The following is a 13,989-nucleotide window of genomic DNA, read 5'->3' on the forward strand; positions in this document are numbered from 1 at the left end:
GCTGAAATTATAGGAGGACGAACATGAGTTGGAGTAAGAGTTACGAACGCTGGAATCAGGCCGAACAATTAGATTCAGAATTGAAAAAATTATTGGCGGACGCAGAAGGAAACGAGCAGCTGCTGGAAGATTTTTTCTACAAAAATCTTGAGTTCGGAACAGGAGGCATGAGAGGAGAAATCGGGCCGGGTACGAACAGGATGAATATTTACACGGTCCGCAAAGCATCCGCCGGACTTGCGGCGTATATCGCGAAACAGGGGGAAGACGCGAAAAAAAGAGGGGTTGCGATCGCATACGACTCCCGTCATAAATCTCCTGAGTTTGCGATGGAAGCTGCAAAAACCCTTGCTTCCCAAGGCATTCAAACATACGTATTTGATGAGCTCCGCCCGACGCCTGAGCTGTCTTTTGCGGTGAGAAAGCTGAACGCTTATGCCGGTATCGTCGTGACGGCCAGCCATAACCCGCCTGAATATAACGGATATAAAGTGTATGGCGATGACGGCGCACAGCTGCCGCCGAAAGAAGCGGACATCGTCATTGCGGAAGTGAATGCCATAGAAAATGAATTAACGATTCAAGTTGAAGATGAACAGTCGCTGAAAGAAAAAGGTTTGATTAAAATAATCGGTGAAGAAATTGATAAACCGTATACTGAAGAACTGACTTCCATCTCCGTACATCCCGAGCTTTCGGCTGAAGTGGATGTCAGCGTCGTGTTCACTCCGCTGCACGGCACGGCAAATAAACCGGTGCGCCGCGGTCTTGAAGCACTCGGTTACAAAAACGTCACCGTCGTAAAGGAGCAAGAGCTGCCGGACCCGGATTTTTCAACCGTCAAATCGCCGAATCCGGAAGAGCACGCGGCATTCGAATATGCCATTAAACTCGGAGAAGAACAAAACGCTGATATTCTCGTCGCTACGGACCCGGATGCCGACCGTCTCGGCATTGCCGTAAAAAACAGCGAAGGCAAGTACACAGTGCTGACGGGAAACCAGACAGGCGCGCTTTTATTGCATTACCTGCTTTCCGAGAAGAAAAAACAGGGCGCCCTTCCTGAAAACGGTGTCGTCATGAAAACGATTGTCACGAGCGAATTGGGCCGCGCCGTCGCTTCATCGTTCGGATTAGATACGGTTGACACGCTGACAGGCTTCAAATTTATCGGTGAAAAAATCAAAGAATATGAAAAATCAGGCCAATACACGTTCCAGTTCGGGTATGAAGAAAGCTACGGCTACTTAATCGGCGATTTCGCGCGTGACAAAGACGCGATACAGGCTGCGCTGTTAGCCGTCGAGGTATGCGCCTTTTATAAAAAGCAGGGCATGTCGCTTTATGACGCGCTGCTGTCCATTTTTAAAGAATACGGTTATTACCGTGAAGGCTTGAAGTCATTGACGTTAAAAGGAAAACAGGGAGCAGAGCAGATTTCCGCTATCCTGACTTCCTTCCGAAACGATCCGCCGAAGCAGATGGCCGGAAAACAAATCACGCAGGCTGAAGACTATTCAACGGGAAAACGGACTGTATTTGCCGATCATCATGAAGAAGATATTGATCTGCCGAAGTCAAATGTCCTGAAATATTTCCTTGAAGACGGCTCTTGGTTCTGCCTTCGTCCATCGGGAACGGAGCCGAAAGTGAAGTTTTATTTCGCCGTGAAGGGAACTTCTTTACAAGACAGCGAACAGCGTCTTGCCGCATTATCTGAAGCCGTCATGAAAACGGTAGATGGCATAGTGGAAAAAACGAAATAAACAACAAACCGCCGGAAGCGACATCCGGCGGTTTTTTTATACGCCTCATCCGAAAGTATGAGGGAAATTCATGCTGAAAACAAAGGAATATACAGAAAAGAATTGATATAATATGGATAATTCTGATTGGCCGGAGTGAGGGAAATTGACGAAAACGACAACGACGGTAGAAACGTTAAAAACGTTAAAAGCGATTGCGGAAACCTTAAACCAAAGCCACGATTTAAAGGAAGCGCTTGATAAAGTGCTTCGCGAACTGCTCAGCCTGACCGGGCTGCAGACAGGGTGGATTTTTCTGATTGAGCCGGACGGATCTTATACGCTCGCCGCATCCGCTTATTTACCGCCGGCTCTCGGTCAGCGGGAAAATGCACTCATGTGCAGCGGGGAATGCTATTGTCTGACCAAATTCAGCAATGGCGGATTGACAAAGGCCGTAAACATAATGAATTGTAAACGGATTGAATTCGCGGAACAGACGACGAACTGCCGCGATACAGAGGGCATTACCCATCATGCGACCGTACCGCTTGAGGACGGCGGCCGGAAGTTCGGTTTATTAAACGTCGCCGCAAGCGAAAAGACATTTTTCAACGAAGAAGAACTGCATCTTCTTGAAGCGGTTGCATTTCAAATCGGAACGGCGATTCAGCGGATGAAATTGGCCGAATTTGAGCAGCAGAACGCCCTGTTGATGGAACGAAGCAGACTTGCGCAAGAGCTGCATGATTCCGTCAATCAAATGCTGTTTTCTGTCAGCTTAACGGCAAAAGCCGCAAAGAGCTTTACAGATGATGATCGGCTCCGGCAGATGATTACGTTTATTCAAGAGCTGTCTCAGGATGCGCTAACAGAAATGAGGGCGCTTATTTGGCAGCTGAAGCCGGAAAGTTTGACGAAAGGGCTGTATGCGTCGATCAAAAGCTATGCCGCTCTTATCGGCCTGGAAGCCGTTTGTGAAATGGAGGATGAGCTGGAGCTTACAGATGAACAGGAACACGCGCTTTGGCGGATCGCCCAGGAAGCCTTGAATAACTGTAAAAAGCATGCGGGAACGGACCGGGTTATCATTTCCGCCGTCAAAAAGCCGGATTGCGCAGAGCTTCATATTAGCGACCGTGGAGCGGGCTTCAGCGCTGATGCACATGCTGTGCTCCCATCGCTCGGCGTGGCCGGCATGAAAGCGCGGGCTGAAGCAATCGGCGGCCGCTTTACACTGCAATCCGATCTTGGCGCCGGAACGATTGTCTCCGTTCGGCTTCCGTTTCGGGACAGGAGGTCTGATTGATGAAAATTGTGATTGCTGATGATCATCACGTTGTCCGCAAAGGACTGCGCTATTTCTTCGCCACTCAGGAAGACATTGAAGTTGTCGGTGAGGCGTCCACCGGTGCTGAAGCGCTTCAGCAAGCTGAAAAGACGGAGCCGGACATCATTCTGATGGATTTATCAATGCCTGATATGGACGGCATAGAAGCGGCAAAAATTGCGGCTGAACGATTCCCGGACATCAGTATCGTCGTTTTGACGAGCTATTCTGATCAGGAGCATGTCATTCCCGCCCTTAAAGCCGGCGCAAAAGCGTATCAGCTGAAAGACGCCCAGCCCGATGATTTAGTGAAAACGCTCCGGGAAGTGTATTCCGGACGTTACCGGCTGTCGGCGGATATTGTGCCTCACGTGCTGACCCATATGGTTCAGGATGATCAGGATAAGGAGAAATATGATCAGCTGACCCCTCGTGAAAAAGATGTTCTTCAAGAAATAGCCAAAGGAAAAAGCAATAAGGAAATTGCGGCGGCACTGTTTATTTCAGAAAAAACAGTGAAGACCCACGTGTCCAACCTGCTGTCAAAGCTGAATCTTTCCGATCGGACGCAGGCGGCATTGTATGCGGTAAAATATAATGTTTTTGGAAAGGCGGTAAAATGATGAGCATATTAGTGATCAGCGGAACACCGAGAAAAAACGGGCGGACTAGAATTGCCGCTTCTTATATAAGAGATCGGTTTCATACCGATTTTATTGATTTGAGCGAAAGTGAACTGCCGCTTTATAACGGTGAAGAAGAACAGAACGAGCTGCCTACAGTGCAAGAGTTAAGGCGGCAGGTGAAAAAGTCGGCGGCCGTCGTCTTATTATCTCCCGAGTATCACAGCGGCATGAGCGGCGCTTTAAAAAACGCCATCGATTTTTTAAGCAGCGATCACTGGGCATACAAACCGGTGGCAATCATTGCCGCGGCGGGCGGAGGAAAAGGAGGCATGAACGCGCTGGCGAATATGCGGACGGTCATGCGGGGCGTCTATGCAAATGTCATCCCGAAACAGCTGGTCTTAGACCCGATTCACATCGACATGGAGCGCCGGACCGTATCTGAGGATATGGCTGTCAGCCTGAAAGAGATGATCGAAGAGCTGAATATGTTCACAAACATAAGAAATCCCGGCGTCTGACGCCGGGATTGTTTTATGTCAGCATGGCTAATTGATCTTCATAAGCGAGCTCTGTCGCATGATCAATATACCCGAGAAGAGAATACAGCTCTTTTTCAAGCACCGCATGATCATATTCGAAATGATACGCGTGCAGAAAGTGCTCAATACGCTTTGATAATAAATCATCTTTTGTACGAACCATCAATATTAACAAATTGTCCCATTGAGACCGGTGTGTGTAATACAAGGCTTTGTCATAATCGGCATGATCCATCTTACGCTTCTCCTTTCAATGAGAAGTTCTCCGTTAGTTTATGCCGCTGAAGCCCGGATGCAACGGGGGAAAAGTTGGTGTCCTTATCACTGCGGCATAGCAATATGAGGGAGACATAAAATAAAACCGCATATCCGTCTCTTCTTTGGACACGCTAAGATTGACAAAAAACGACTCAGGAGAACATAAAGATGAAATCCCTTCCATTTGCGCTTGCCCTCTTGTTTTGCGGCATTCTCATTGCCTCGATCGCTGAAAAAGGGCATACAGAACACCTTGATCCATCAGTTGAAAAATGGGAGCAGCTCGCATGGAACCAGCTTGAACGTGAATACAAGGGGGCCGAGCTTACCGATTATTCGTACATGGGCCGTACAAAAGTAAACCGGGAACAGACGAAAGACGTGTTTCGCGTAACGGTGCAAACAGCAAAAGAAACGTTTTCATCCCGTGCTGAAGTGTATTTCCATCCCGTGACAAAACATGTGATCAGCATTAATATTTTCAGACTGTAAAAAAAGCTGCACAGCCTTATTGAGGCCGTACAGCTTGTCAGATATCAGAAGAAACGTTTTGCGCCGAGGTAGCGCTGTTTCCAATAGGAATTGTTCATGCTGGAAATAACGACACCCGAATCGTTGGCATTAATAAACTGGCCGTTCCCGAGATAAATACCGACGTGGGAAGGTCCGGCTTTATAAGTTGAGAAAAAGACAAAGTCACCGACCGCCGGCTGGCTGACTGATGTCATCGTATTCCAGTAGCCTGCGGCTGAAAGTCTGGATACAGAAGTGACCTTATTGAGAACGTAATAAATGAAACCGCTGCAGTCAAAGCCTCTCGGCGTCGTCCCGCCCCATACATACGGTACGCCCAGCTGAGCTTTTGCGGCATCGATCATTACATTAATCTTTGCGCTTGTTGAACCTGTGCCGCCTGTGTTGCCGGACTGATTCGGTGTCGTGTTTGTCTGCTGCCCGGTAATCGTCAGCTTTTGTCCGATTTGAAGAACATCTGTTTTCAGATTGTTTTTCTCGCGGATCTGCTGGGCGGTCACATTGAACTTTTGGGCGATCACCCATAAAGAATCCCCGCTTTTCACGGTATATGTAGTGGTTTTCCCTGTATCTCCGGACTGGTTCGGAGTTGACGGTGAAGACGAAGAGCCGGAAGATGACGTTTTGGTCAGCTTAAGCACTTGTCCGACCCGCAGCATGTCTGACGTCAGTTTGTTGATGCTTCTGATTTGCTGAACCGTCATATTGTATGCGTTTGCGATTTTCCAGAGTGAGTCTCCGCTTTTTACTGTATAAGAGGACGTTTGCGTCTGGTTTTTATTTTGGTTTGAATTGTCTTTTGACGGCGTGTTTCCCGAAGAAGACGTTCCTTTTGTTTTCAGGACTTGGTTTACGTAGATCGTATCCGTTTTTAAGTTGTTTAATACTTTAAGTTCCGCAATGGTCATATTGACGCTGTTTGCGATCTTCCATAGTGAATCGCCGAGTTTGACTTTATACGTCCCGGAAGATGATGACTGATTTTTGCTGCTGTTTGAGCTGCTGCCCGGCGTGGTTTTTTTCTGATCGGTGCTTGAGGAAACTTTCCCCGTCACTTGCAGCTTCTGTCCGGCGCGGATTAAGTCGCTTGTCAGACCGTTCAATTTTTTCAGTTCCTGTACGGACATTTTAAAATCAGATGCGATCAGCCACAGCGAGTCGCCGCTTTTCACTGTATAAACGCTTTTAGTCGTGCCGCTGTTCTTTGAAGATGGCTTTTTGCTGCCGGAATCTGATTTGCCGTTAGGAATGTTGAGTGTCTGCCCGATAGAAATAACGGTGGATTTTAGATGATTCGCTGATGTAATGGCATCCACGCTCGTATTGTAGTTTTGGGCAAGCTTCCATAATGAATCTCCGCTTTTAACCTTAATCGTTTGTGCTTCTGCCGGTGTTACAGCTAACGCAGACCCGACGATCGCAGATGCAGTCAAACCGACCGCTACCTTTTTTTTCATAATGAATCTCCCTTTTCCTGCGATGATTTTACTATCCCCATTCGTTGCAGCCGCAAGGTGAGGATATCAGTAATGATAATCTTTATATCGGCACTTGTCTGCAATCGTTTATCATATTAATAGAAATAGTCCTTTTTTCTTATGCCGGCATAAAAAAAGAAGGAATGCGGGCATTCCTTCAGCTTCTGAGCAGTCTCATAATCTCCTCTTTGTTTTTGACCAGATCCCTTAACGTATATTTGTCTAAAACGGCCAGGTAAGCTTGCAGGGCTTCATTCAGAAGGTTCTTTAAGTTGCAGGCGGGAGATATGATACAGAGATTTTTTTGGGAGTCAAAGCATTCTACGATGTTAAAGTCGTCTTCTGTATTTCGAACGACTTCTCCAATGTTTATGTCTTCCGGTGTCATTCCTAATCGGATTCCGCCTCCCCGGCCCCGGATCGTTTCGACATACCCGAGCTGGCCGAGGCGGTAAATGACTTTCATGAGGTGGTTTTTAGAGATGGAATAAGTATCTGCGATTTCTTTTATGTTGGAAAGTTCGTCGGAATGTCTGGAAGCCAAAAAAATCAAAACGCGTAAAGAATAATCGGTATAGTTCGTTAATTTCATAGAATGACCTCGAAAAAAGAGATTTTGCTTCTGTTACAGTCTATCATATATGAATCTAAAATGAAAAAAAAGGAATTTGCCCCCTTAACTCAAAAAAAAACGTGCGCTCCTTCTGAGCGCACGTTTTTTTCGTTAAGACATCGGCGGCTTCCGATCGTCAGCCGATTGATGTTTTTCAATTTTGCGATCCAATTTTGCGAGATAACGGGAGGCAAATTCTTTTCCGCCAAGACCGAATGAAAGTCCGAAGGCAAGCGCGAAACCGCCCAGAATCAGAATAAACGCGGCATTTACGATCGTGTCGGCGACACCGAGCTGATCCAGCGCCATAAAGATTGAAAGAGTGATAATGGTATATTTCGCAAGCGGCGCCAGGAATCTGAATTCCTTTCCGCTCAGCATGCCGGCAAGCAGCCTGCTGACGAGCTGTCCGGCCAAAAGTCCGATTCCGAGAATAAATACAGCGGCCAGAACATTAGGCAGGTAAGCGATAATACCGGTTGCGATAACGACGAGAAATTCGAGATGAACAAGCTGCAGCGCCTCTGCCGTAAAGAGCAGGACGATGATGATCTGAACAATCATGCCGACCGTCTGAGAAAGCGTCAGCTTCGGGGTACCCGTCTGTTCAAAACCCATTTTACCGAGAAGAGAGTCGAAACCGGCCCGGTGCAAGAGCCCGGATACAATGCTGTTGACCCATTTTCCGATCCAGATGCCGGCGATGATCAGCACGATACCGATGATGATATTAGGGAGCATTGTGAAGACCGTGTGCAGCATGGCTGACGCCGGTTCAGAAATACCCGCCACATCAAGCCGGTCAAGCGCAGAAATGATCACCGGAATGAAAATCAGCACGTAGACAATCGTTCCGATGATTGCCGACAGGCTTGTATCCTTCAGGTATATAGAAAGCCCCATACGTGCGGCGAGCCTTTCCGTGCCGATACTCGCCAGAAAGTTTGTGACGATATCACGAACGAGACGGGCAACAAGCCAGCCGATTAAAACAATCAGCGCCGCGGCGAATAATTTCGGTATAAAGGACAAAACGCTTTGGATCATATTTGTAAACGGCCCTGATACTCCGCTGATTTGGAGAGCGGCCAAGACGCCGGGCAGGAACAAGAGCAAGACGAAGTAAAAAACGATTCGTGAAGCGGCCGTAACGGATCTGCTCATCTCCGCTTCTTCAGACACCATTGTCCATTTTCTGAGCCGGCCGTTTTCAGCGAGTTTCATGCCCGCTTTTTTGACGAGATAGCTGAAAAGCGAAGCGGCCGCCCAGCCCAACAGCAGAATCAGGCCGGCTTTTAAAATGCTCGGCACAGCCGCCGTTATCGCTGACAGCATGCTGACAAAAGGCGAAGCCACGGTTGTCAGATGCAGAATGTTAAAGAATAGAATAAAAACGATGATTAATGCGATAAAATAAATGACTTTACTGATGACTTTTTCTGAGGAATAGCGCGCCGGCTTTTTTTCGGCGAACAGCCTATCGTCGATTTTTGTTTTTTGCAGGCCTTTGTATACGGCTTTTTCAATGATTTTGGCAATGCCCCAGCCGATAAGCAGGACGAGCAGTGCGATGATCAGATTCGGGAGTTTGCTGAGATACGTCGTAAGCATGTCTGCTTTATTCAAGTAGAATCGCTCCTTTTCTTTTTGGGGTATGGTGTGTGTTTTACCCACTTACAGATAAAGCAAACGGGGCGGATGTGCCGAAAGTTTTCAGACGGAAACCGGTCTGTTATTTCATCTTTTGAGAGGAGGGGTCATACATTATAAATAAGTCCAAGTAGGGGGGATTCGGTTGAACGCGGAGGAGACAAAAGGTTTACAGCGGGCAATTGAGGAAATAACCGACATTGCGAAGGGTTTCGGCCTTGATTTCTACCCGATGAGATATGAAATTTGTCCGGCTGAGATTATTTATACATTCGGCGCGTACGGCATGCCGACGAGATTCAGCCATTGGAGTTTCGGCAAACAATTTCACAAGATGAAACTCCATTATGATCTCGGTTTGAGCAAAATTTATGAACTTGTCATTAATTCCAACCCTTGCTACGCTTTTTTGCTGGACAGCAATTCGCTGATCCAAAATAAATTAATTGTAGCCCATGTTCTTGCCCATTGTGATTTTTTCAAACATAACTGCCGCTTTCAAAATACGAACCGGGACATGGTTGAAAGTATGGCGGCTGCGGCGGAGCGGATTAAGCATTATGAAAGAATTCACGGGATAAAAGAGGTGGAGTCCTTTTTAGATGCCATTCTGGCGGTTCAGGAGCATATCGATCCGTCGCTCGTCAGGCCGAAGCTGCTGTGGAGCGTCGATGACGAAGAGGAGGACGAAGAAGAAACCGCGTCATCGCCTTACGATGATTTATGGGGAATGGATAAGCCGAAGCAGGTGAAAAAGAAAAAAGGGAAAAAACCGTTTCCGCCCCGGCCGGAAAAAGATATTCTGCTGTTTATCGAGGAACATTCGCGGGAGCTTGAACCGTGGCAGCGTGACATTTTAACCATGATGAGAGAAGAAATGCTGTATTTCTGGCCGCAGCTGGAAACGAAAATCATGAACGAAGGCTGGGCATCCTATTGGCATCAGCGGATTATCCGCGAGCTTGACCTGACTTCAGATGAAGCCATCGAATTTGCGAAACTGAACGCAGGCGTTGTTCAGCCGTCAAAAACGGGAATCAACCCGTATTATTTAGGGCTGAAAATTTTTGAAGACATCGAAGAGCGTTATGACAACCCGACAGATGAAATGAAAAAAACAGGAGTAAAGCCCGGTTCCGGACGCGAGAAAATGTTTGAGGTCAGGGAAATTGAATCGGATATATCATTTATCCGCAATTATTTGACGAAAGATCTCGTGATGCGTGAGGATTTGTATTTATTCCAAAAGCAGGGCAGGGACTATAAAGTGATCGACAAAGAATGGAAGGCCGTGCGCGATCAGCTCGTGAATATGCGGGTCAACGGGGGATTTCCTTATCTGACCGTCAATGACGGGGATTACCTGAAGAATAATGAGCTTTATATTAAACATTGGTATGAGGGAATTGAGCTTGATCTGAAATATTTGGAGAAAGTGCTGCCGTATCTGTACCAGCTGTGGGGCAGGAGCGTGCACATCGAATCTGTTCTTGAAGACAGAGAAGTGATGTTTTCGTATGACGGCAAAGGAGTGCACCGGAGATATCTGTAAAAGAAGAAAGGATGCGGGGAAACCCCCGCATCCTTTTTTTATTTTCCGTGTTTCAGGATGTGAAAGATCTTTTTGGCCTGGTCTGTGTTGTTTAAAAGCCCCGTAAATGACTCTCTTCCCGGACCGTATGCGTAAACGGGAACTTCTTCGCCTGTATGATCGCCGGTTGTCCAGCCGCTGTTGGTTTTCGCATTAAAGAGCTTAATGATTGCTTTGTAGATGCTCTTGTCAGCATCCTGTTTTGCGGCCGTTTCGATCTGTTTGATTTCCGCCTTTGACCATTTCAGGTCTGTATAGCGCGCAAGCACGGAAGATACGGATTTGCCCGCTTTGATTTGGTCAGCCATAAATGCCGGAGTTTTTTTTGCGGCAAGAATCGGTTCAACATGCCAGTTTTTATCGTCATTCGCGCCGATCGTCAATCCGCCGGTGGTATGGTCAGCCGTGGCAACGACAAGCGTATGTTTGTCCTTTTTGGCAAATGCGATCGCTGCTTTATACGCTTTTTCAAAATCCTTCATTTCACTCATTGCGCCGACTATATCATTGTCATGTCCCGCCCAGTCAATTTGGCTGCCTTCGACCATTAAGAAAAACCCTTTTTTATTCTTGTTCAGCCTGTCGATCGCTGCCGTTGTCATGTCTTCTAATGAAGGGACGGCGTTTGAGCGGTCGATTGCTTTGTCGAGTCCGCCATCGGCAAACAGGCCGAGAATCTTCTTGTTACGATCCTTTTTGAGCTCCTGTTTTGATGTCACGTAGCTGTATCCCGCTTTTTTGAAATCCTTTGTTACATTGCGGTCTTTACGGATAAAGTTTAACTTGCCGCCTCCGAGGAGCACATCGACTTTCTGTTTTCCGTTGATGCGGTCATCAAAGTAGCTGCTTGCGATGTCATCCATGTTCTTTCGGGATTTGTTATGGGCTCCGAATGCCGCAGGGGTGGCGTGGGCAATCTCCGAAGTTGCGACAAGTCCGGTGGATTTCCCTCTTTGTTTCGCTTCTTCGAGGACGGATTTTACCCGCTTTCCTTTTTTATCGACTCCGATCGCCGCGTTATACGTTTTCACGCCCGTGGCCATTGCCGTGCCAGCCGCCGCGGAATCGGTAATATTGGAATCAGGATCGTCAGGATAAGTCATCATCATACCGGTGAGATTGGGATCGAATGCCGTCAGTTTCATACCATCCGAAGGCTTTCCTTTGTTAATGACCGAACGGTAGGCGTTCATATAGGGAGCGCCCATTCCGTCGCCGACCATGAAGATGACGTTTCTGATTTCGTTTTTGTCAGGCTGTTTTTTTGCCGCAGCCTGTTCGGAGTGCTGAAGCCCCGCACCCGCAATCAGACCGGCTGTCAGCACGGATACGGCTGCAGCCGGCAGAAGTTTTGATCGAACCTGTTTAAATAGACTCATTCTCACTCGTCCTCCTTTAATCGTGTCTGCATGTCTAATGGTAGGGGGTGTTTGTAAAGAGCGCCTATTCCTCCTGTAAATTTCAGGTGAAACATTGTTAGAAATGTAAATTTCGGTGTAATGTTATGTTTTCAAGAAAGAGTGAAAACCATTCACTTTTTTGAAAAAGACGAGGATTTTTTTAACAAGGGGTTATTTGGAAAATGAACTGCTTTGTTTTTCCAAAATACGAGGATCACAGGAAAAAAACATGACAAATTGACTTGTTTTTCGTCACGTTTGAAATCAAATTGAAATATTTAATACCCTTAAAAACTTTTTTCTAAAACGAATTAGTAAGAAATTTGTCACGGGAAGTCAAGTCTATTTCTAGTGGAAATTGAACCTTATAATAGGAAACAGATAAAAACTTTAAAAAAGAGACACATAAAATAGATAGAATCATTCAGGGAGGAAAATATGAAAAAGCAACTTGTTACAGCAACAACGGCAGTGGTTTTGGGGACGACTTTGTTTGCGGGCGCGGCATCTGCGCAAACGATTAAGGTAAAAAAAGGCGATACATTATGGGGACTTTCAAATCGGTATGGAACGTCAATTAATTCCATTAAATCTGAGAACAAATTAAAATCGGATATCATTTACATCGGTCAGACGCTTTCGATTAACGGTAAATCATCCTCAGGTTCAAGCTCAAGCAGCAAGTCATCATCGTCTACATATAAAGTCGTAAAAGGCGACAGCCTTTGGAAAATTGCGAATAAATATAAAATGACGGTAAACCAATTAAAAAGTTTAAACGGTTTAAAAACGGACCTGATCCGCATCGGACAAGTTCTTAAAGTAAAGGGATCAACTTCCGGTTCAACGTCTTCAGGATCTTCGTCATCAAAGCAGCCTTCATCCAGCCATAATGCTGCACAGACGAGCCTGAATGTAAACAAGCTGATTTCTGATGCGCAATCTTTAACCGGGACGCCGTATGTATGGGGCGGAACAACAACTTCCGGCTTTGACTGCAGCGGATTTATCTGGTACCTGTTAAACAAACAGACGAGTGTCGGCAGAACGAGCACTGCGGGATACTGGAGCTCAATGAAGAGCGTGTCCAGCCCGTCAAGAGGAGACTTCGTCTTCTTTACAACATATCAGGCCGGCCCTTCACACATGGGTGTGTACATCGGAAACAACAAGTTCATCCATGCCGGTTCTGACGGCGTCACAACAAGTGATCTGAATAACAGCTACTGGAAACCTCGCTATCTTGGCGCGAAAAGATTCTAGCAGCGATAGAAACCCGTTCATCAGAACGGGTTTTTTATTTAGACGGGACAGAGCTCCATTTGTTTCACCTAAAAATGAAAATGTGATAAAAAATCTAAAAAGGTTTTCTTTTTTTCATTTTCATAGAGGGCGATGGCGTACGCGCCCGCGCTCGGCATCTGGGCGAATTCGCACGGAATTTCAATCATGCTGCCTGCGGCGAGTTCGGCCCGTACTGCTGACAGCGGCAGAAATGAGACACCCAGCCCCTCTTTAATAAATCGTTTCGTAATATGCGTCTGTGTCACCTTCATTGTCCTGACGAAAGGGAACTGTATTCTGACCTGGCGGAGCAAATCATCCCAATAGTCAGGATGGTTATGGGTCAAAAGCAGATATTGTCCGAACAGGTCTTTCACTTCATCCGCCTTCCCTGTTCCGGGTTTTCGGCCGGGCGGCGCGACGAGGACAACGGGGTCATTGTACAGGGGGCGGCAAGTGAGGGAAGATGATTGCACCTTTAAGCAGCTCAGTCCGATATCGGCTGAGCCGTTTCTGATTTGAGAGGCGATTTCTTCCGATTCGAAAATGGTGACCGTCATTTCGGTTTCTTTATTGTCCTCTGTATAACGCTTCATGACAGACGGGAGAACGGTGTCGGCGATAAGCGGCGAAACAGCGAGTGTCAGCGTGTGCGAGTAGCCCTGGCGCACCCTGTGCAGTTCCGCCATGCTGTTTTCATAGTCTTCCAAAAGCCTCATGGCAAACGGCACGTATGCTTTTCCTTCTTCCGTCAATTGTATTTTCCGGCCGCTTCGCTGAAACAGCTTGCAGCTGATTTCTTTCTCTAATAATTTTATATGAACGGTGACGGTCGGCTGAGATAAAAAAAGCGTTTCCGCCGTTTTTCTGAAATTCTCATATTTTGCCGCGGTGACGAAGGTGTGAAGCCATTTAAAATCCATAGATGCACTCCTCTG

The 13,989-nt window shown here is 46.8% G+C and carries 13 protein-coding genes; 7 read left to right on the top strand and 6 right to left on the bottom strand.

What is annotated here, in order from left to right; genetic code table 11:
• The first annotated feature begins 23 nt into the window (after positions 1 to 23).
• From ACKTRM_RS04840 to ACKTRM_RS04855, 4 genes are all read left to right on the top strand, one after another.
• The gene (locus ACKTRM_RS04840; RefSeq protein WP_012117166.1) at positions 24 to 1,766 is read left to right on the top strand and encodes a phospho-sugar mutase; all 1,743 of its coding nucleotides are present in this window, start codon (positions 24 to 26) and stop codon (positions 1,764 to 1,766) included.
• Between the two features lie 145 nt (positions 1,767 to 1,911).
• Positions 1,912 to 3,054 carry a GAF domain-containing sensor histidine kinase gene (locus tag ACKTRM_RS04845; RefSeq protein ID WP_012117167.1) on the top strand — a complete coding sequence of 381 codons (1,143 nt, stop codon included), beginning with the start codon at positions 1,912 to 1,914 and terminating at the stop codon, positions 3,052 to 3,054.
• Complete coding sequence (locus ACKTRM_RS04850) at positions 3,054 to 3,698, top strand: response regulator (RefSeq protein ID WP_012117168.1); 645 nt, start codon at positions 3,054 to 3,056, stop codon at positions 3,696 to 3,698. Before ACKTRM_RS04845 ends, ACKTRM_RS04850 begins: the two co-directional genes overlap by 1 nt.
• Positions 3,698 to 4,222, top strand: coding sequence for an NADPH-dependent FMN reductase (locus ACKTRM_RS04855; RefSeq protein WP_041482183.1), 525 nt, complete (start codon positions 3,698 to 3,700; stop codon positions 4,220 to 4,222). Before ACKTRM_RS04850 ends, ACKTRM_RS04855 begins: the two co-directional genes overlap by 1 nt.
• 13 nt (positions 4,223 to 4,235) lie before the next feature.
• Here ACKTRM_RS04855 and ACKTRM_RS04860 read toward each other — a convergent pair whose 3' ends face one another.
• Positions 4,236 to 4,478 (bottom strand): YhdB family protein, encoded by a 243-nt coding sequence (locus tag ACKTRM_RS04860; RefSeq protein ID WP_003155335.1) that lies wholly within the window; start codon positions 4,476 to 4,478, stop codon positions 4,236 to 4,238.
• A gap of 191 nt (positions 4,479 to 4,669) precedes the next feature.
• On the opposite strand from ACKTRM_RS04860, the gene ACKTRM_RS04865 reads away from it, so the two are divergent.
• Positions 4,670 to 4,993 (top strand): DUF3889 domain-containing protein, encoded by a 324-nt coding sequence (locus ACKTRM_RS04865; protein ID WP_003155332.1) that lies wholly within the window; start codon positions 4,670 to 4,672, stop codon positions 4,991 to 4,993.
• A gap of 44 nt (positions 4,994 to 5,037) precedes the next feature.
• On the opposite strand, the gene ACKTRM_RS04870 is transcribed toward ACKTRM_RS04865, so the two are convergent.
• The 3 genes from ACKTRM_RS04870 to ACKTRM_RS04880 all read right to left on the bottom strand — a co-directional run bounded on the left by ACKTRM_RS04870 (position 5,038) and on the right by ACKTRM_RS04880 (position 8,752).
• Positions 5,038 to 6,492 carry a C40 family peptidase gene (locus tag ACKTRM_RS04870; RefSeq protein ID WP_012117170.1) on the bottom strand — a complete coding sequence of 485 codons (1,455 nt, stop codon included), beginning with the start codon at positions 6,490 to 6,492 and terminating at the stop codon, positions 5,038 to 5,040.
• Positions 6,493 to 6,670: 178 nt separating this feature from the next.
• Complete coding sequence (gene nsrR / locus ACKTRM_RS04875; RefSeq protein WP_007409277.1) at positions 6,671 to 7,105, bottom strand: nitric oxide-sensing transcriptional repressor NsrR; 435 nt, start codon at positions 7,103 to 7,105, stop codon at positions 6,671 to 6,673.
• Positions 7,106 to 7,237: 132 nt separating this feature from the next.
• A complete protein-coding gene (locus ACKTRM_RS04880) occupies positions 7,238 to 8,752 on the bottom strand; it encodes a mechanosensitive ion channel (RefSeq protein ID WP_023356801.1) in 1,515 nt (504 codons plus the stop codon).
• A 169-nt stretch (positions 8,753 to 8,921) separates the two neighbouring features.
• On the opposite strand from ACKTRM_RS04880, the gene ACKTRM_RS04885 reads away from it, so the two are divergent.
• On the top strand, positions 8,922 to 10,328 hold the full coding sequence (locus tag ACKTRM_RS04885; protein ID WP_012117172.1) for a SpoVR family protein: 1,407 nt from the start codon (positions 8,922 to 8,924) through the stop codon (positions 10,326 to 10,328).
• A gap of 38 nt (positions 10,329 to 10,366) precedes the next feature.
• On the opposite strand, the gene ACKTRM_RS04890 is transcribed toward ACKTRM_RS04885, so the two are convergent.
• Positions 10,367 to 11,746: an alkaline phosphatase gene (locus tag ACKTRM_RS04890; protein WP_012117173.1), complete on the bottom strand. Its 1,380-nt coding sequence runs from the start codon at positions 11,744 to 11,746 to the stop codon at positions 10,367 to 10,369.
• A 459-nt stretch (positions 11,747 to 12,205) separates the two neighbouring features.
• Here ACKTRM_RS04890 and ACKTRM_RS04895 point away from each other — a divergent pair, with 459 nt between their 5' ends.
• On the top strand, positions 12,206 to 13,030 hold the full coding sequence (locus ACKTRM_RS04895) for a C40 family peptidase (RefSeq protein WP_012117174.1): 825 nt from the start codon (positions 12,206 to 12,208) through the stop codon (positions 13,028 to 13,030).
• Between the two features lie 68 nt (positions 13,031 to 13,098).
• On the opposite strand, the gene ACKTRM_RS04900 is transcribed toward ACKTRM_RS04895, so the two are convergent.
• Positions 13,099 to 13,974 carry a LysR family transcriptional regulator gene (locus ACKTRM_RS04900; RefSeq protein ID WP_007409271.1) on the bottom strand — a complete coding sequence of 292 codons (876 nt, stop codon included), beginning with the start codon at positions 13,972 to 13,974 and terminating at the stop codon, positions 13,099 to 13,101.
• Positions 13,975 to 13,989 lie beyond the last annotated feature (15 nt).

It is taken from the genome of Bacillus sp. D7-8, from assembly GCF_052055895.1.
Taxonomy (GTDB): Bacteria; Bacillota; Bacilli; order Bacillales; family Bacillaceae; genus Bacillus; species Bacillus velezensis.